Raw genomic sequence first — 18,159 nt, forward strand, 5'->3', positions numbered from 1 at the left:
CTCCGCGGGTGACGTGCCCACCGGATCGATCAACAGCAACTCGAGCACTACCGGAGTCGTTCCGTGATTGCGGCCATCGTGCACATGGGCGGGACCACTGGGCTCGATGAACGAGTCGCCGGGCCGGTAGATGCCACTAGCGTGCAGTCGTTGCCATAGTGGGCGCGCTACCGCGCGCCGTTCGTCAAAGCGGTTACCGAGGGCCGCGACTCGGGGGCCTTTCCCGACGGCGGACAAATTTCGGACCGCGCTGCTGCGCCAGGTCACGCTGATGCTGGGTCGGGCCGGCTGAGCCTGCGCAATCGCTGCACTTGGCCGTAGGCGTCGATCGGGCTGTGCAGGCCCAGACCACCGTCGGCGTGCACGACCTGACCGGTCACCCAAGGCAATTCGAGCACACCGACGATGGCCCCGGCCACGTCCGTGGCAGCTCCCAGCCCGCCCAGGGCCGTGCGTTCGGACATGCCCTCGACCCAGCCGGGCAGTTGTTCGGGGTTGGGCAGCATCGGGGTTCGGGTGACGCCGGGCCCCACCGCGTTGACCCGGATGCCGTGGGCACCCCACTCCACTGCTGCGACCTTCACCAGCATGTCCACCCCAGCTTTCGACACGCAGTACGCGCCCATATCGCGATCGGCGATCGTCCCGCTGATGCTGGAGACCGCGACCAGAGAACCGCCCCCTCCCCCGTCGATCATGACTCGGGCGGCCGCCCGAAGCGTCAGCCAGGTACCGGTGAGGTTGACTTCCAGCACTCGTCGCCAGTCGGCGGGCGACTGCTCGGTGAGCAAGCCCGACGCACCGATTCCCGCGCACGTCACCACCCGCGTCGGCACGCCGTGCTCGCGCACGGTTTGGTCCATCGCCGCCGTCACCGCATCCGAATCGCTGACATCGCAAGCGATGTCGGCATCGGCGAGATCCCACACCACGACGTCGTGGCCCGCGGCGCGTAACCGAGCAGCCACTTCGGATCCGATTCCGGACGCCCCGCCGGTCACCAGGGCGGTGCTCATTTCGCGCGCCCGATCAGCTCGACAAGTACGCCGTCCGGCGCTTCGATCACCGCCATCGCGACGGTCCTTCCGTCCGGGGCCACGACGTCGATGCGCCGCACGCCGTCGGTGAAACCCAATGCGGCCAAAGCGGCGAGCGTCTCGTCGACTTCACGCTGCAGTGAGAGCAACATGAACCCGTGCCGTAACGCGGTCGAGTCCGGCAGTGCCTCAAGGGCACCGGCCAACTCCACCAGTTCGACAAACCCGCTGCCCGATGTCTGCGGATCGCCGAGAAATACCGATCGCAGCCGATCACTCCCGGCGCCGAACAGTTCTCGCCAATCGCCGACGAAGTCGTAATCCATCAACTGGCTCAGTCCCAGGCCGTCGCACCAGAATCGAAGCGACCGTTCGACATCGGAGGTGCAAATTGCCGAATGGTGCACACCTAACATGGGCTTCCTCTCGATCGCGGAGCTTGCCCACCATCATGCAACGTCGATCGTCGACGCGGAACGTCTGACTACATCTTGATCGCAGGGATGAGCCTGCTGAGATTCCAGACCCGGTCTCTTCGCGCGCACAGACAGGAGATCGCCAGTGCGGCAGCCGTTATCCCGACCAGCACGATGATCGCCTGCCATAGTCGGGCGTCGATGCCGCCGAGTATGAGCTGGCGGAGCCCGTTGACGCCGTAGGTCATCGGGTCGAAGCGGTGCAGGACCTGGAAAGGCCGTGACGTGGTTTCCACGGGATACATTCCGCCCGCGCTGACCAGCTGCAACATGAGCAGGGCCATGATCAGCACCCGACCCACCGCCGGACCGACCAGCGCGTTGATCGCCTGCGTCGCGGCCACGAAGGCGCCGGAGATCAGCATCATGAACCCCAGCATCGCGGCCGGATGCACGGCGTGCACACCGAGGGCGAACCGGACCACGCAGTAGAGAATGATCGCTTGGAAGACCGCGATCGCGGCGGCAGGCAGGTAGCTCGCGAGCACCACGCGAATCGCCAGGACTTCCGCGGCGATCGCGCGACTCTGCAAGGGCCGCAACACCATCCACAGCACCAAGGCACCGAAGAACAAGGCGAGCGTGAGGAAGAACGGCGCCATCCCGGTGCCGAAGTTGGGCGCGGCGTTCTCATGCGAGGCCTCGAGTTGCACCGGACCACCGATGGTGTCGGCGACCGCATCCTTTTGCTGGGTGGTCCAGTTCGGCACCTGCCTGGCTCCGTCGGCGAGTTTGGTCGCCAGCTCGGCCGATCCCGTCTTGAGTTGTCGTGCCCCGTCGTCGAGTTTGGCGATGCCGCCGGCCAATTCGGCGTTGCCGGTGGCAACCTGCTGTGCTCCGTCGCGCAGCTGGGTGAGCTTGTTCGTCAGGTCTTGCCCCTTGCTGCCGACCTGGTCGAGCGCCGACCCAAGTGGACTACCCGGGTTACGCAACCCCGATGTCAAGGCGATCGCCGCATTCTGCGCATCGGTGAGCTGCTGACGGATCTGGGGCGTGAACTGGTGACCCCGGAGCTGATCCTGGATGCCGCGCAGGTTGTTCGCCAGCGGATCCTGTCGCGCGGAGAGCTGATCGATCACCGATGAAAGGGAGTTTGCGGCGGCATCCTGCGCCGAGGCGATTGCGCCGATCTGGTCATTGGCCTGCTGAAGCGCCGTTGCGCCCTGTTGGAGTTGTTGCGTGCTGCCGCCGATTTGCGACACCGCCTTGGCCACGGCGAGCAGCGGGTCGGTGGCGCGGTCGATTCCGTCTGACAGTTGCTTGGCGCCGGCGGCAAGTGTTGCCGAGCCGGACCGGGCGGTGTCCAGACCGGTCACCAGCTGTCCGGCACCGTCGTCGAGTTGAGCGGCCCCGTCGGCGGCCTGCTTGATACCCGATCCCGACGAAACCACGATCGACAGCACCTGATTGACGGCTTGCCCCGAGATCCGGCTGGACACGGCGTTGAGGACCTGGCCGATGGCGGTGCGACCGATGCTCGTCGAGATGTAGTTGTTGGCGTCGTTGTAGACGGCGATCAGGTTGGCCTTCTTGGGTTGTCCGGTCACCGGTGATGCGATTGCCGCGCTGAAGTCGGGCGGCAACTCGACCATGAAGTAGTACTTGCCGTGGTCGACTCCGTTGCGCGCTTCAGCCAAGTCCACGACGTGCCAGTCCAACCCGCCGTCCGCGGTGAGGCTCTTGGCGATCTCCGCGCCGGCATTGAATTGCTGCCCGGACACGACGGCGCCACGGTCGGAGTTGACCAGCGCCACCGGCATCTTGTTGGTGTGGCCGAAGGGATCCCAGAACGCCCAGAGGTACAACGCCCCGTACACCAGGGGCAGCAGCATCAGCACGACGATGGCCACGCGTGTCAGGCGGCTGCGGCCGAAGCGCTTGATCTCCGAGCCGAAGGCGAGTCCAGCCAGCATCTTCAGTCCTCTCCGGTCAGGATGCGGTGATCGTGTAGTTCGTGGTCCGGCGCGTCCGTACCGAGCGGGTTGGTCACCCCGACGACCACGGTGCGCCGCTTGGCGATCACACCGAGCCTGTCGGCCGCGAGTGCCCGCCGGGAGTTGTCACGAACCTGTTCGAGGTCGCCGACCACCAAGATTGGACGCTTCGACAGCAGCGCCAACGTGATTCGCAGCAAAAACAGTTCCAGGTCCGACAACTCGACGATGTAGGTGTCGCGGGACGGCGGGGGTATTTCGCCGAATACCTCCGACAGCTCGGCCGAACCCGATTGCGCCGGTACCGATGAATACCACGGCGCCAGCCACCGTAGTTGCTCGGCGAACACGGTTCCGACGGTCACCGATTCCTCGAGGTCGTCGATGTCTTCGAAGGCCGCGATCGAGCAGTGCCGGCGGATCGCGCGCGCGGTTGTCTCGCCGAGGACGGTCAGCGTGCCGTGGCTCGGTTTGAATCGTCCCGCGAGCGTCAGCAGCAGCGTTGTCTGACCCGGACCCCCGGGCATCTGAATGGCATGAAACCCGGGCGTCAGGGCCAGATCGACCCCCGAGAACAGCGGCCCGTGCTCACCGTCGACCCCCAGTCCGGCGGCGGTGATCACCGGTGCGATGTCGTCCGGTTCGTCTTTGGTGTCCATGGTGTGGCTTTCCCTACTCGCCGGAAACGGGAATCGAGTCCAGCAGTGCGGTGACTAGTTGCGCGAGCAAATCGGGGTTGATGGTTCCCGGGCGTAGCACCTCTTCCATCGCGACGCCCAGGTTGAGGGTGACGACCAGCTGGGCGATATCGGTCAGCCGCCGGTCGCCCGGCACCGTGTCGGTCGATTCGACGATGTGCAGCGCCTGGTCGGCCGCGGCGCGGCGGCGCTCGATCAGGCGTTCCCGAAGCTGCGGATCGCGCTGGGCGCGCAGCCAGTACTCGACGAGCAGCACGTAGTAGTCGGAATGGTCGCGGACCGAGTCGAGGACCGACCGGCTCACCTCGCGCGCGGCCGCGGCGGTGTCACCGTCGCTGCGGTCCAGCGCTATCGCGATCTGCTCGCCGCGCTGCTCGAACTCGCGGTCGAGCAGCGCCAGGAACAGTTCGTCCTTCGACTCGAAGTTCGAGTAGACCGCGCCCTTGGTGAAGCCCGCAGCCTGACCGATCGCGTCGATGGTGGCGCCGGCGAAACCCTCGGCCGCGAACACCTTCGACGCCGCATCCAGGATCCGGTCGCGAACCTCGTCGCGAGTGGGGCGCGTTCGGCGCGGCTTGACAGGGGACATGTGCAGCAGCATACCCTTCAGTATCGGTTAGATACTAACGAGTATCGAATATCACCCGCCCGGGGCGTCGTCAGCCGAACCTGGCCGCGGTGCGCTCCCACAGTTCGGCGGCCAATCGCTGATCGTCCGCCAGGCGGCTGGCTTTGGCGATCTTGTGTCTCGCGTAGTACTCGCCGGGTGTCCAGTCGGCACCGGGCGCGCTGGACGCGAGCCGCACCAATTGGTCGGCGCCCTGGTCCGGGGTCGAGATGAACAGCACCGCCGGGGTGTACCGCTGCATGAACACCAGAAATCGCGAACCCGAGGCAATGCCGATGTTGGAGTTGACATTGCCGGGATGCACGGCCGCGACGGAGAGGCCGCCGGCATGGTAGTGCCGGTGTAATTCCTTGGTGAACAACACGATTGCGAGCTTGGATAACGCGTAGGCCGCAGCCGGCCGGCGGCTGGCGGTGTTCTCCAGGTCGTCGACGGTGGCACGGAAGATCAGCTTGTGCGACGAGCTGGTTGTGTTGATGATCGTGGCGCGCGACTCCAGCAGCACATCCAGCAATCGGGTGGTCAACAGGAACGGCGCCAGGTAGTTGACCTGATAGGTGCGTTCGTAGCCGTCGGGCGTCAGCTCGATCTTGCTGGCCATCCTGCCCGCATTGTTGAGCAAGACGTCGATGCGCGGATATTGCGCACGCATCTTGTCCGCCAGGGCCCGCACCTGGGACAGGTCGGCGTAATCGACGACGAAGTAGTCCGCGTTCAATTCGGCGGCCACCGCGGCCGTCTTGGTTTGGGAGCGGCCGACCACGACGATCTGGTCGCCGCTGCGGCTGAGGCGACGAGCCGCAGCCGCACCGATGCCGTCGCTGGCACCCGTGATGACAACCGTCCTGCGCGTCATTGCGAGACCTCCACGGCGGAGTGTAGCGATCACGCGGTAAGCGAGCCGCTCAACGACTCAACGCAGCCCCAGGTGGCCCACCGAACGTCGGTGCTGATACTTCAGTAGCGGGCTGGCGCCCCACTCAGGCCAGCGAGTAACGCACGGGCAGGTGTTTGAGGCCGCCGACGAACGTGGTGGCGACCAACTCCGGATCACCGGTCACCTCAATGGAATTGAGCCTGGGCAACAGCTCGGTGAAGAAGCTGTTGACCTCCATGCGGGCCAGGGCGGCGCCCATGCAGAAGTGCACCCCGTAGCCGAAGGCGACGTGCTTGTTGGGGTCGCGCCCGACGTCGAAGCGGAACGGGTCGGTGAAGACATCCTCGTCGCGGTTGGCCGACACGTAGGACAGCAGCACCGAATCCCCGGCCGCGATGGGCATCCCGCGCACGGTGGTGTCTTCGGCCGCCGTGCGCATGAATTCCTTGACGGGGGTGACCCACCGAATCATCTCCTCGGTGGCCAGCGGCATCAGGTCGAGGTTGTCACGCAGGCGCTCGAGCTGATCGGGGTTTTCGATGAGCGCCTGCAGGCCCCCGGAGATGGTCGCGCTCGTGGTGTCGTGGCCGGCGGTGGCCACGATCAGGTAGTACGACACGGTGTCGATATCGGACAGCGGCTCCCCGTCGACGCGCGCGTTGGCGATGGCGGACGCCAGATCCTCGGTCGGGTGTTCGCGGCGCGACTCGGTCACCCCGTTGAAGTACTGGAACATGTCGAACAACGCAGGCAGCTGGTCCTCGTTGGAGCTGCCGCGCTTGAATTCAGAGTCGTCGCTGCCGAACAATTCCTGGGTGAGCTTGAGCATCCGCGGGAAGTCGGCCTCCGGCAGGCCCAGTAGCGACATGATCACGAACAGCGGGTAATTGACCGCCACCTCCTGGACGAAGTCACACTCGGGACCCGCGGCCATCATCTTATCGACGTAGATCTTGGCGAGCTCGTCGACACGAACCTTCAACGCCCGCATCGCCTTTGGCCGGAACCAATCGGACCCGATCGCGCGTACCACCCGATGCTGCGGATCGTCGAGGTGGATCAGCGTGCGCACGCCCGCGGCCGCCTGCATCTCGTCGCCCTCGGCGGTGGTCAGCACCGGGCGCGGCCAGTTGGTGAACAACATGTTCTCGCGCTCGATGTCCATGATGTCGGCGTGCTTGGTGATCGCCCAGAACGGTTTGTAGTCCGGCACCTCGACCCACGACACCGGCGCGTTGGCGCGCAGGTGAGCCAGCGCCGCGTGCAGCCGCTTCTCGTCGGTGTACGCCAGTGGATCGGCCAACAACTTTCCGGCGTCGTCCATCGTCGTGGTGCTCACTGGCGAAACTCCTTCATCGCGGCGGTGATACAGGTTTGCGAAGCGGTCATGAAGATCGGCAGGACGCGGTCGACGACACCCTCACAGCGCTCCCGCAGGGCGGCGCCGACCTCGCCGACTGGCCCGACGACCGCGAAGGTCGCCAGCATTTCGTCGTCGATCAGCGAGGCCATCGCGTCCCACTCCCCCTGCTTGGACAGCCGGTTCAGATCGTCGTGCAGGTCGCCCCAGCCGTGCAGCTCGAGAACCTTGCGGTAGGCCGGCGTCGATCCGTAAAAGGCGATCTGCTTGCGCACCGCGGCAGTCGCGGTCTGCAGGTCGGCGTCGCTCTCGCCGGTGGCGACCAGCACCTCGGCCGACAACTCGACGTCGCCGCGCCGGCGGCCGGCCCGCTGCAGGCCACGTAGCAGTGCGGGCGTGGTGACGTCGGTGATGTAGCGCCTGGACACCATCGGGTGGCCCAGGTGGCCGTCGGCGACCTCGCCGCACATCTCGGTCATCACCTCACCGACCGCAGCCACGAACACCTTCGGCATCGGATAGGGCTGCGGCTCGGGAGTGAACATCGGCGTCATGATCTTGTGGGTGTAGAACTCGCCCTCGAAGCGCAGTTTGCCGCCGTCGCGCCAGGCGTCCCAGATCGCGTGCAGCGCCGAGACGAACTCCCGCATGCGCCGGGCCGGGTGGCTCCACGGCATGCTGAACCGTTTTTCGATGTGGGGCTGAATTTGAGTGCCCAGCCCGAGGATGAACCGGCCCTTCGAATACTCCTGCAGATCCCAACCGATGTTGGCGACGATCATCGGGTTGCGGGCGAACGCCACGGCGATGTTGGTCCCGATTTCCAGCCGCTTCGTGTGCTCGGCGGCCAGCAGCAGCGGCAGGAATGGGTCGTGACTGGTTTCGGGCGTCCATCCGCCGTCGTAGCCCTGCCGTTCCAAGGTGACCGCCGCGTCGGCCGCGCGAGCGAGTTGATTGGGGATGCCGCCGTCGACCTTGAGGCGGCGGGCGTCGACCATGCGGGTAACTTTACAGTAAGCAATCCAGTATGTGACCCTGCAGGCGTGGCGATCGCAAGCGCGGCGTAGCCGGGCGCGGCGGGTCGCCACCCTCGGGCTGGCTCACCGAACGAAACGTGCATGAGGTAGGACAGAGGCATGTCGAAAGCCCAGGACTGGGGAGAAACGCTCGACGATCTCGGGCGCCGTCGGGAGCGCGCGTGGGGTATGGGTGGTCCCGAACGGCTCGACAAGCACCGCGGCAAGGGCAAGCTCGACGCCCGGGCGCGCATCGAGCACCTCCTCGACCCGGGGACCTTCCGCGAAATCGGCACGCTGGTCGGCGGCGACATCGCGGCCGATGGGCTGGTCGTCGGTTCCGGATTGATCAACGGTTCGCCGGTGATGCTGGGCTCGGAGGACTTCACCACCATGGCCGGCAGCATCGGACCCGGCGGCAACTCCAAGCGCTACCGCATCGCCGAACTCGCGTTGCGCGACAAGGTTCCTCTGGTGATGTTGCTCGAAGGCGCCGGCTTTCGTCCCGGCGGTGGGCATTACGGCCGCGCCCCGACCGACCTGCTCGCCCAGGCGCAGTGCTCGGGCCGGGTACCGACCGTCGCCGCCGTGCTCGGCCCCTCGGCCGGACACGGCGCCCTCGTCGCCCCGGTCTGCGACTTCCGGATCATGAGCGCTCAGGGCGCGATCTTTACCGCCGGACCGCCGGTCGTCAAAGAGTCCACCGGAGAAGAGATCTCGAAGGAGGACCTCGGCGGCCCGGGCACCGCCGTGCCGAGCGGGGTGATCCACAACGTCGCCGACGACGACGAAACCGTGCTCGCCGACATTCGGCGCTACCTGTCGTATTTCCCGCCGAGCGCGTGGTCGTATCCGGCGCAACTGCCGCCGGACGAGGACAGCGAGCCGCGTGCGACGCCCGAACTGCTCGATATCGTCTCCCGCGACAATCGCCGCGTCTACGACATGCGCGCCGTGCTCGACGTGGTCTTCGACCGGACCGACTGGTTCGAGGTGCAGCCGCTATACGGCAAGGCGATCATCTGTGCGCTGGCCCATCTCGGTGGGCACCCGGTCGCGGTCGTCGCGAACCAGCCCAACGTGCTCGCCGGCTCCATCGACGCCGACGCGGCGGACAAGGCGGCACACTTCATCATGGTGGCCGACTCGTTCCACCTGCCCATCGTGTTCCTCGCCGACAACCCCGGCATGCTGCCCGGCAGTCGGTCCGAGCGCAGCGGCGTGCTGCGCGCCGGTGCTCGGATGTTCGCCGCGCAGACGGCGGCGACCACGGTCAAGTTGCACGTCACGCTCCGGAAGGCATATGGATTCGGCTCGATGGTCATGTCGCTGTTGGGTTTCGATCACCAGAGCGCGACGTTCGCGTACCCGGGCGCGACCATGGGCGCCATGAGCGCGGCGGCGCTGGGCCGGGCGACGCACGCCGGTGAGGACATCACGGCGAAGCTGCGTGACGCCGAGTTGCAGGCGTCCTATCGCTCGGCCGAGCATCTGGGCTTCGACGAACTCATCGATCCCCGCGAGACCCGTAATGCCCTGCTGGGGTCACTGCTTCGCGGACTGTCCAGCCGCCAGGCCGCGGCGGAGCCGGTCACCCGGACCGTCATCCTGCCTTGAGGCCGTTCGCGAAAGTGCAACTAACGCCGGCGCCTCTCGCGGAATGCGTCGCCCGTTGCACTCTCGGTCAGCCGGTCCGGTACGCCGCGACCACGGGCTCGAGTTCGTCCGGCGTGGCGCCGTGCATGATCACCGCGTCGGCCCCGTAATCGAATTCCTTGCGGACGCGGTCGGCGCACTGCCGGGCCGACCCGGTGGCCGACGGCTCCAGCCACTCGTCGGGAATCAGCGTCGCGATGTGCTCGATCTGCTCGGCCGCGGCCTTGTGGTCGATCCCGCCCGCGATCGACGTCACCACCGGATCTTCCCGGAAGCGTTGCAGCACGGCCGGATCCCAGTCGTTCGTCCGCACCATCAGGTCACCGTAGCCCTGCAGATAGGTGGCCAGGCGCGCCACGGTCTTCTTCAGCCGCAGCTCCTCGGGCAGGTGATCACCGACCGTGGCGAAGCACGACCACACCCGGACGCTGTCTGGATCGCGGCCGGCCTTCTCGGCCGCAGACTTGACGGTCTTGACGCAGCGCTGCAGCGTCTCGGGCGTGAAGTAGGTGTGCAGAATGACGTCGTCGAAAACCCGGCCCCCGAGGTCGAGGGTCTTGGGCCCGAAAGCCACCAGCGCCAACCGGATGTCCTCATTGAAGTCCGGGTCGAGGAAAAGTATCGGGTATTTCCCCATCGGCCCGCCGTGGTTGAAGATCAGTTCGCCGTGCCACAGGCGGCGCATAACCTGGGCCCAGTCCTCCATTTGCGCGGTCGTGACGGCCGGGATGCCGAACGCGCCATAGATCGCCGCGATGCCCCGGCCGATTCCCAGCGTGAAGCGCCCGCCGGAGAGCCGGTGCATCGTGGTCGCCCACGATCCGGTGATCAGCGGGTGGCGGGTGTTGTGATTGGTTGCCGCGGTGGCGATCTGCATGCGGGTCGTCACGGCGCACGCGGCCCCCGTCAGCGATGACGCCTCTTTGACGTTCCAGCGTTCGGAGATGAACGCGGTGCCGAAGCCGAGCTGCTCGCCGCGGCGGGCCTCGTCGATCAGCGTCGCCGGACCCTCCCCGCCGGCGCCGGCCAGCAGGTAGTAGCCCAATTCATCGAGAGTGCGCTCGCTCAACTCCAAACTCCTTGCTGATAGCCGCAATTCCAGACCTCGGTGATCTTCCCGTCGACGACGCGGAAGACCTCGATGCTGGCGATGTTCGTTTCGGTGCCGTCCTCGGTGGTCATCGACGAGTCGTAGACGATGGCGACGTGCTCGCCGTCGTCACCGGCGGCGACGACGTTCAGATCGAAGCGCAACGTATCGAACATTGCCCAGACGTCCCTGACCCGGCTGACCGCCTGTTCGCGGGTGAGGGTGTGCACCTCGCCCACCCCATGCCGAATCACCTTGTCGGCGAACAGCTCCTCGGCAAGGGTCAGGTCCTGCTCGTTCCACACCACCAGGTTGTACAGCTCGACCACCTCACGCGCCGAGCGCGGAGCCGCCATCAGCCGGCCACCTCGCGCAGAAACCGATCGGTCACCTTCTGCACCCGACGGGAGAAGATGTGCCCGACGTGGCTGCCGTCATACCAGTACAGCTGGCCACCCCAGCGCTCCTGCAATTCGACCGTGGGATCGCGCATCGCCATCCGGTCGTGCCAGGCGCCGACGATGAGCCGGCGATGCGGCGGTGGCGCCGGATCCACCCGCAACGGGTCGATCACCGAAGTCAGCTTCGCCACCACCGGGGAGGCCAGCAGCTCGCGGAATCCGTCCCGCGACGATCCCCAGCGCCCCAAGTGTCGCGCGATCATCGCATTCAGCCCCAGGATCGGCGTGTACAGCGCCACTGCATCGATCTGCCTTTCCAGGTGTGAAACCAGCGCCGCGACCGGCGTTCCCATCGAAATACCGGCCACCACAACGGCGCTCGCCTGTGGCTGGGCCCAACGCACCACCGCGCGGATCTCCGACACCGAGCGCATCATGCCGGCGACGTTGCCCAAGGGGTCCATGTCCGGGTAGGCCGGCCATTCCCGGCGCCGGCAGCCGTGACCGGGCTGCACCGGCAGCGCGACGTTGAACCCCAACTGGTGGTGGATTCGGCCGATGCGGCTCAGCAGCAGGTCTTCCGTGCCGCCCTGACCCGCGCCGTGCACCCAGATGAGCCACGGTCGGGGGCCATCGGTGTGCCGGCACAGGTGCACCACCGCCCTGGCCGGCCCTCCCCGGCCCTCGGCTTGCAGCGTGTTCGGTAACGCCGGGTCGTGCTCGAACGCCATCCGCTCGTACGCCAGATTACCGATGCGTCGCCGGCGCACCAAGGTTGCGCGCAGCGGCATCGGCTCCCCATGCGCACGGTCGATGCCCAGGGCGGACAACTCCTCCGCCGCGGCCTCGCAGCCGGCCAGCGGCCGCATCGCCGCCGGGCTGCCGCCGAGCAGCGAAAAGCCGCTCAGCACAAGCTCGTCCAGCATGACTTCGCCGAACTGCCGCACACCCCGCGGCGACACCGGCGCCCAGCCGGTCGATTCGTTCAGACCGGCCACCGTCCGGGGCAACAGCATGCCGAGCTCGCGGGTCGCCTCCTTGACGAGCCCGAGTCCGCGCGTCACCTTCGACATGCCACTGCCTGGGCCAGCTTGAATCGGACGTACCACCAGTTGCGAGGCGAGTCGACCGGCACTGTCGGCGCGACCAGCGGGGTGGCCTGAGTCATTTCGCTCCTTGCCGCGCACGGACCAGACTGCTGAAATCTATACTGTAACGGACTTAGTATCAGGCAATCGGAGGCTTCAGCGTGAAAGTGCCCTTCACCTGGAAGGTCACCGGGTGGTTCATGGTCGGGTGGTCTCCCGAGTTCCCCGTCGGCGAGGTGCGGCCGCTGAAATACTTCGGTGAGGACCTCCTCGCCTACCGCGACGCGTCAGGCGAACTGCATGTTCTCGAAGCCCATTGCAAACACCTCGGCGCCCACCTCGGCCACGGCGGCAAGGTGCTGGGCGACTGCGTCGAGTGCCCCTTCCACGGCTGGCGCTGGGGCCCGGACGGCACCAACCGATACATCCCCTATCAACCGGACCGCCCCAACCGCGCGCTGCGGTTGCGGGTATACCCGGTGCGCGAGCAATACGACTGCGTGTTCCTCTGGCACCAGCCGGACGGCAAGGAGCCGCAGTGGGAGATGCCGGACATCTTCAAAAAGTTTCCGCAATTCGAGACCGACCCCGCGGCCTACTACCGCGCGTACCCGGAGTTCTCCCGGCGCGCGGAGCGCGAACCGGTGCATCCGCAGATCGTCGCGGAGAACGCCCCCGACAGCGCCCATTTCGAATACGTGCATCACGCCACGGTGACCCCGCGGGTGCTGGACTACAAGATCGTGGGTCACGAGTGGCAGTTCGTCGCGGGGTGGCCCGACACGCGCAGCGACAACCCGGAGGATCTCGCGCTGCGGTTCCACAGCCACCTGTTCGGCCTGGGCGGAGCGATCAGCGTCTTCGAGGGGGCGCAGAATCATCGGCTGATCTTCACGTGCACGCCGGTCGACGACGAGTGTTCGGACCTGTTCTACTCGATCTGGTGGCCGCGGGTCCCCGGCGACACCGCCGACGTCCCGCAGGGCAGGCTCCGCGACATCATCGAAAAGCAGTTCCTGTCAACCGTGTTCGATGATCTGCAGATCTGGCGCTATCAGAAATACGTGGAGAATCCGGCGCTGTCCAAGGCCGACGCGAAAGGGTACATGGCGCTGCGGAAGTGGGCCAAACAGTTTTACGAAGTGCCGGCATGACACCGAAACTCGCCGAGATCGCGGCACCCGAGCGCACCGCGATCGTCACGCAGGAGTGCCAGGGCGCGGTCATCGGCCCCAACGCCGGCCTGGCGATGCTGGCCGAGGAGGCGCGCCGGGTCGCGCTGCCCAACATCGTTCGGCTGTTGCCGGCGGCCCGGGCGGCCGGTGTCCGCGTCGTGCACTGCCTGGTGCGGCGACGGCCCGACGGGCTGGGCTCCAATCACAACGCCAAGATCTTCGCCATGGGGCACGGTCACGTCGACATCACCCCGGGCACCCCTGGAGCGGCCGTGTTGCCGGAATTGGGGCCCGAACCAAGCGATCTGGTGCTGAGCCGCTGGCACGGCGTCGGGCCGATGGGCGGCACCGACCTGGACGCGATATTGCGGAATCTCGGGGTGTCGACCATCGTCGTCGTCGGGGTCTCACTGAACATCGCCATTCCCAACGTCGTGATGGATGCGGTCAATGCCGCCTATCGCGTCGTGGTGCCCCGGGACGCCGTCGCCGGCGTACCCACCGAGTATGGAGAGGCCATCATCACCAACACCCTGTCGCTGCTCGCGACCATCACCACCACCGACGAGTTGCTCAGCGTCTGGACGCCGCGATGACGGATACCACACCCGGCGTTCGCGGTGGATTTCCCGAGATCAAGCCGGCCGAACACGCGCCGCCAGGGCTGGGCCGGTTCGTCGCCGCGACGCGCCGCCTGCAGGATCTGACCCTCGCCAGCAATCCGGACGGCTCGGCGTGGACCGCCGCGGCCCGGCTCGTCGAAGACGCCTGCGCCCTGCTGGACGGTCACCAGGTGCCCGAGGGCATGGCACCGGCGGGCCGCGTCATCGAGCTGCCCGGCCTGGGCCACCCGCTCCTGCCACCCTGGACCATCAGGGAATCCGGTCCCGATGGCGTCACGATGGCGGGACACTTCACCCGCGCCCATGTCGGCGGAAACAACGCCGTGCACGGCGGCATGATCCCGCTGTTCTACGACTGGCTGTTCGGCATGGTGGTCTCTACCGCCGGCACTCCCCCGACCCGCACCGCCTACCTGCATGTCGACTACCGCAACATCACGCCGATCGACGAGCCGCTCACCGCCCACGGACACATCACCGACATCGAGGGCAGGAAGATCTTCATCTCGGCTACGATGACGGCCGCTGATGGCGCGCTGCTCACCGAAGCCAACGGCCTGATGGTCCGTCTCCTTCCCCACCAGCCCTGAGAGGCCTGATGTCCGACACAGCAACACAATTCACGGTCCCCGCCGTCGCGGCGGCCGTTGCCGCCGCGATCCCCGACCGGGAGCTGCTGATCCAGGGCGAACGGCGATACAGCTATGCACAGGTGATCGAGCGGTCGCACCGGCTCGCGGCATACCTGCATTCCCGTGGGCTCGGGTGCCGCACCGAACGCTCCGGTCTGCCCGGCCATGAAACCGGCCAGGACTTACTCGGCATCTACGCCTACAACGGCAACGAATTCGTCGAGGGGCTGCTGGGCACCTTCGCAGCCCGGGTCGCCCCGTTCAACGTCAACTTCCGCTACGTCAAGAGCGAGCTGCAGTATCTGTTGGCGGATTCGGGGGCGACAGCGCTGATCTACCACGCCGCATTCGCACCCCGGGTGGCCGAAATTCTGCCGGACCTCCCGCAGCTGCGGGTACTGATTCAGATCGCCGACGACTCCGGCAACGACTTGATCTACGGCGCAGTGGATTACGAGAGCGCCCTGGCGTCGTGCGCACCCGAGCCACCACCGGTGCAGCACTCACCGGACGACCTCTACGTCCTGTACACCGGCGGCACGACGGGAATGCCCAAAGGCGTGCTGTGGCGCCAGCACGACATCTTCATGACCTCCTTCGGCGGCCGCAACATGATGACCGGCGAGCCGTTCGGGTCCGTCGAGGAGATCGCGGCCAATGTGCTCGCGGGCCCCGGCACCAAGTTGATGATCCTGCCCCCGCTGATGCACGGCGCGGCCCAGTGGAGCGTGATGACGGCGATCACGACCGGGCAATCCGTCGTCTTCCCCTCGGTCGTCGATCGTCTCGACGCCGAGGAGGTGGTCCGCACCATCGAGCGCGAGCGCGTGAGCGTGGTGACAGTGGTCGGTGACGCGATGGCCCGCCCGTTGGTCGCCGCCATCGAGAAGGGGATCGCGGACGTGTCGTCGCTGGGCGTGGTGGCCAACGGCGGGGCGTTGCTCACCCCGTTCGTCAAGCAAGGGTTAATCGAAGTCCTGCCGAACGCCGTCGTGGTCGACGGGGTCGGATCCTCGGAGACCGGCGCGCAGATGCACCACATGTCCACCTCGGGGGCGGTGTCGACCGGCGTCTTCAACGCCGGACCGGACACGTTCGTGGCGGCCGAGGATCTGAGCACCATCCTGGAGCCGGGACACGACGGCATGGGCTGGCTGGCCCAACGCGGTTACGTGCCGCTGGGCTACAAGGGCGACGCGGCCAAGACCGCCAAAACGTTTCCCGTCATCGACGGGGTGCGATACGCGATCCCCGGCGACCGGGCACGCCACCATCCCGATGGCAGGATCGAATTGCTGGGCCGCGATTCGGTGACGATCAACTCGGGTGGCGAGAAGATCTTCGTCGAGGAGGTCGAGACCGCGATCGCCTCGCACCCGGCGGTGGCCGACGTGGTGGTCGCGGGGCGGCCCAGCGAGCGGTGGGGGCAGGAGGTCGTCGCCGTCGTCGCGGTGGCCGAGGGCGCTCGTGTGGACGCCGAGGAGTTGGTCGCCCACGCCGGGCAATCGCTGGCTCGCTACAAGCTCCCCAAGGCGATCGTGTTCCGGGCGGCGATCGAGCGCAGCCCGTCGGGCAAGGCGGACTACCGGTGGGCGCGTGAGCAGGCGGTGAACGGCTGACAGTGAAGGTCGACCGCCGCTTGCGCCGACCGTCACGGCCCCCACCGCAAATGCGTTGACGCTGACTTGATTTGATCGCTGATTGTCTCGAATTCGTCCCGGGGCAGCGATTGTTGAGCCGCTCCGGAGGTCTACGCTCGACTGCATGGCCGGCCCCGACGGTTTTCATCCCGACTTCACCCCCAATGCCCAGCAGCATGGACCCCGCAATCGCGTCCGCCACGTCAAGTCAACCGAACTTGATGGCACCACAGCGCAGACGGACGGCATGCAGCGCTTCGCCGCGTTGAGTGGATCCACCGTGGGTAGCGAGAAGCTGTGGATGGGAGAAACCTTGGCGTCGCCGGGCAGCGCCTCGGCCAACCACCACCACGGTGATTCCGAGACGATGATCTACGTCCGGAGCGGGCATCCGGAGTTTGTGTTCTTCGACGGGGAGCGCGAGGTTCGGGTCCGGACCGATCCCGGTGATTACGTCTTCGTACCCCCACATCTGCCTCACCGTGAGGAGAATCCCGATCCAAAAACGCCGGCAGAGTTGGTCATTGCCCGCAGCAGCCAGGAGGCGATCGTCGTCAACCTGCCGGCGCTGTATGCGCTGTAGCCTCGCGGCCCCAATGAACTCGGCCCGGCGTGCTCCCTCCGATCGCGCGTGAATCAGTCGTCGCGCGCCGCGGCCGACAGCCGCGTGTCCGGGTAGAGGCCGCAGCCGGTCTCCACCCGCGCTCGCGTCCCAAGGCTCAGCGCGGGATCTCGTTGTAATGGTGTTCCTCGTAGTCGGACTTCAAGTATCCGTTGACGGTGTCGTTGAAGTTGATCCAGTGCGGCGTCTTGCCGTGGGCGGCAAGGCTCTCCTGCGAGGCCCAATGTTCGACGAGGACGTAGCTGTAAGGATCATGGGCATTGCGCCACAATTGATACAGGCTGCAGCCGTCTTCCTTGTTGGACTCGATCACCATGTGATTCAACAGCTTCAGAAATTCGGCTTCGTGCGCTTGCGCCACGTCGAAGAAGACATTCAAAATGATCATGCCGCGCGTCCCTTCGCGCCGCCGGTTGCCTCGATGAATTCGCGCAGGCATGACAGGAACGTCTCGGGTTGTTCCTCGGCGATCCAGTGCCCCGAATGTTCGATGGGCCGGACCGTGACGTTGTCGGCGATCTCCGAGAGCATGGCCTCGGCGATCGGTACGAAGAAGCTCGCGGCCCCGCCCAGTCCGAGGACCGGCAGCGTGAGCTTGCCCTGCTCCGCCAGAATGCGTCGGTTGTCGGAAGCGTCCTGCTCGAAGGCGCGGAACAGTTCAAGGCCGGCACGCATGGCTCCGGGGGCTGTGTAATCAGCGACGTATCGCTGCGCGTCCGATATCGAGATCGCATCGGGATTGGCGCTCAGACGCTGGTAAAACGAACGTAGATAGGGGAATTCGCTTCCAGCGATGAGCGTCTCGGCGACGTTGTCGGCCGCCCCGTGCAGGTGGAAGTGCCAAAGTTTATTCGCGCTGTAGTTGGTCGTTGCCACGCTCTCGTACGCATTGGTCCCCGGGATCGGGGCCTCCATGAGCACAAGACGTTCGACGTCAGTCGCGTACAGGCAGGCGTAGGCGTAGGCGACCATCAGGCCGAGGTCGTGGCCTACCAAGGTGATGGGCTGCTGCACACCGAGGTGGTCGAGCAGGGCCCTGATGTCGCCTGCCATGGTTTGTTTGTCGTAGCCGCCGACGGGCTTGGATGACGCCCCGGCGCCTCGGTAGTCGGGGGCGACGACGAACCAGCCGTCCGCGTGCAAGGGCCCGATGACATGGCGCCACTCCCACCAGGTTTGGGGCCAGCCGTGCAGGAGCACCAAGGT

19 protein-coding genes are annotated in these 18,159 nt (G+C 66.5%); 6 read left to right on the plus strand and 13 right to left on the minus strand.

What is annotated here, in order from left to right; genetic code table 11:
- Nucleotides 1-263: 263 nt before the first annotated feature.
- From A5681_RS22890 to A5681_RS22925, 8 genes are all read right to left on the minus strand, one after another.
- Nucleotides 264-1,016, minus strand: coding sequence for an SDR family NAD(P)-dependent oxidoreductase (locus tag A5681_RS22890; RefSeq protein ID WP_067280918.1), 753 nt, complete (start codon nucleotides 1,014-1,016; stop codon nucleotides 264-266).
- On the minus strand, nucleotides 1,013-1,453 hold the full coding sequence (locus tag A5681_RS22895; RefSeq protein WP_082968503.1) for a VOC family protein: 441 nt from the start codon (nucleotides 1,451-1,453) through the stop codon (nucleotides 1,013-1,015). The genes A5681_RS22890 and A5681_RS22895 overlap by 4 nt, the downstream gene beginning before the upstream one ends.
- 68 nt (nucleotides 1,454-1,521) lie before the next feature.
- Nucleotides 1,522-3,426, minus strand: a complete 1,905-nt coding sequence (locus A5681_RS22900; RefSeq protein ID WP_067280925.1) for a YhgE/Pip domain-containing protein — start codon at nucleotides 3,424-3,426, stop codon at nucleotides 1,522-1,524.
- A gap of 2 nt (nucleotides 3,427-3,428) precedes the next feature.
- Nucleotides 3,429-4,106 carry a hypothetical protein gene (locus tag A5681_RS22905; RefSeq protein WP_067280930.1) on the minus strand — a complete coding sequence of 226 codons (678 nt, stop codon included), beginning with the start codon at nucleotides 4,104-4,106 and terminating at the stop codon, nucleotides 3,429-3,431.
- Between the two features lie 13 nt (nucleotides 4,107-4,119).
- A complete protein-coding gene (locus tag A5681_RS22910) occupies nucleotides 4,120-4,746 on the minus strand; it encodes a TetR/AcrR family transcriptional regulator (RefSeq protein WP_067280932.1) in 627 nt (208 codons plus the stop codon).
- A gap of 58 nt (nucleotides 4,747-4,804) precedes the next feature.
- Complete coding sequence (locus tag A5681_RS22915; protein WP_067280936.1) at nucleotides 4,805-5,629, minus strand: SDR family NAD(P)-dependent oxidoreductase; 825 nt, start codon at nucleotides 5,627-5,629, stop codon at nucleotides 4,805-4,807.
- Nucleotides 5,630-5,753: 124 nt separating this feature from the next.
- On the minus strand, nucleotides 5,754-6,974 hold the full coding sequence (locus tag A5681_RS22920; RefSeq protein ID WP_067281328.1) for a cytochrome P450: 1,221 nt from the start codon (nucleotides 6,972-6,974) through the stop codon (nucleotides 5,754-5,756).
- Nucleotides 6,975-6,985: 11 nt separating this feature from the next.
- Complete coding sequence (locus tag A5681_RS22925; RefSeq protein ID WP_067280940.1) at nucleotides 6,986-8,008, minus strand: LLM class F420-dependent oxidoreductase; 1,023 nt, start codon at nucleotides 8,006-8,008, stop codon at nucleotides 6,986-6,988.
- Between the two features lie 138 nt (nucleotides 8,009-8,146).
- On the opposite strand from A5681_RS22925, the gene A5681_RS22930 reads away from it, so the two are divergent.
- A complete protein-coding gene (locus A5681_RS22930) occupies nucleotides 8,147-9,643 on the plus strand; it encodes an acyl-CoA carboxylase subunit beta (RefSeq protein ID WP_067280944.1) in 1,497 nt (498 codons plus the stop codon).
- Between the two features lie 67 nt (nucleotides 9,644-9,710).
- Here A5681_RS22930 and A5681_RS22935 read toward each other — a convergent pair whose 3' ends face one another.
- From A5681_RS22935 to A5681_RS22945, 3 genes are read right to left on the minus strand one after another with little or no spacing between them, the layout of a single operon-like run.
- Entirely contained in the window at nucleotides 9,711-10,751 is a 1,041-nt protein-coding gene (locus tag A5681_RS22935; protein WP_067281330.1) for a TIGR03857 family LLM class F420-dependent oxidoreductase, read from the minus strand.
- Entirely contained in the window at nucleotides 10,748-11,128 is a 381-nt protein-coding gene (locus A5681_RS22940; RefSeq protein ID WP_067280947.1) for a nuclear transport factor 2 family protein, read from the minus strand. Before A5681_RS22940 ends, A5681_RS22935 begins: the two co-directional genes overlap by 4 nt.
- On the minus strand, nucleotides 11,128-12,246 hold the full coding sequence (locus A5681_RS22945) for a PHB depolymerase family esterase (RefSeq protein ID WP_067280950.1): 1,119 nt from the start codon (nucleotides 12,244-12,246) through the stop codon (nucleotides 11,128-11,130). Before A5681_RS22945 ends, A5681_RS22940 begins: the two co-directional genes overlap by 1 nt.
- Nucleotides 12,247-12,422: 176 nt before the next feature.
- Between A5681_RS22945 and A5681_RS22950 the strand changes: the two genes are divergently transcribed.
- From A5681_RS22950 to A5681_RS22970, 5 genes are all read left to right on the plus strand, one after another.
- Nucleotides 12,423-13,415, plus strand: a complete 993-nt coding sequence (locus A5681_RS22950; protein ID WP_067280951.1) for a Rieske 2Fe-2S domain-containing protein — start codon at nucleotides 12,423-12,425, stop codon at nucleotides 13,413-13,415.
- The gene (locus A5681_RS22955; protein WP_067280954.1) at nucleotides 13,412-14,032 is read left to right on the plus strand and encodes a cysteine hydrolase; all 621 of its coding nucleotides are present in this window, start codon (nucleotides 13,412-13,414) and stop codon (nucleotides 14,030-14,032) included. Before A5681_RS22950 ends, A5681_RS22955 begins: the two co-directional genes overlap by 4 nt.
- Nucleotides 14,029-14,649 (plus strand): PaaI family thioesterase, encoded by a 621-nt coding sequence (locus A5681_RS22960; RefSeq protein ID WP_067280959.1) that lies wholly within the window; start codon nucleotides 14,029-14,031, stop codon nucleotides 14,647-14,649. The genes A5681_RS22955 and A5681_RS22960 overlap by 4 nt, the downstream gene beginning before the upstream one ends.
- Nucleotides 14,650-14,657: 8 nt before the next feature.
- A complete protein-coding gene (locus tag A5681_RS22965) occupies nucleotides 14,658-16,310 on the plus strand; it encodes an acyl-CoA synthetase (protein ID WP_067280966.1) in 1,653 nt (550 codons plus the stop codon).
- A gap of 145 nt (nucleotides 16,311-16,455) precedes the next feature.
- Nucleotides 16,456-16,914: a cupin domain-containing protein gene (locus tag A5681_RS22970; protein ID WP_067280968.1), complete on the plus strand. Its 459-nt coding sequence runs from the start codon at nucleotides 16,456-16,458 to the stop codon at nucleotides 16,912-16,914.
- 136 nt (nucleotides 16,915-17,050) lie between these two features.
- Here A5681_RS22970 and A5681_RS22975 read toward each other — a convergent pair whose 3' ends face one another.
- Together A5681_RS22975 and A5681_RS22980 are read right to left on the minus strand one after the other, a co-directional pair.
- Nucleotides 17,051-17,341, minus strand: a complete 291-nt coding sequence (locus tag A5681_RS22975; protein WP_067280970.1) for a putative quinol monooxygenase — start codon at nucleotides 17,339-17,341, stop codon at nucleotides 17,051-17,053.
- Nucleotides 17,338-18,153, minus strand: coding sequence for an alpha/beta fold hydrolase (locus A5681_RS22980; RefSeq protein WP_231996401.1), 816 nt, complete (start codon nucleotides 18,151-18,153; stop codon nucleotides 17,338-17,340). Before A5681_RS22980 ends, A5681_RS22975 begins: the two co-directional genes overlap by 4 nt.
- Nucleotides 18,154-18,159 lie beyond the last annotated feature (6 nt).

This window comes from Mycobacterium scrofulaceum (genome assembly GCF_001667885.1).
GTDB classification, from domain to species: domain Bacteria; phylum Actinomycetota; class Actinomycetes; order Mycobacteriales; family Mycobacteriaceae; genus Mycobacterium; species Mycobacterium scrofulaceum_C.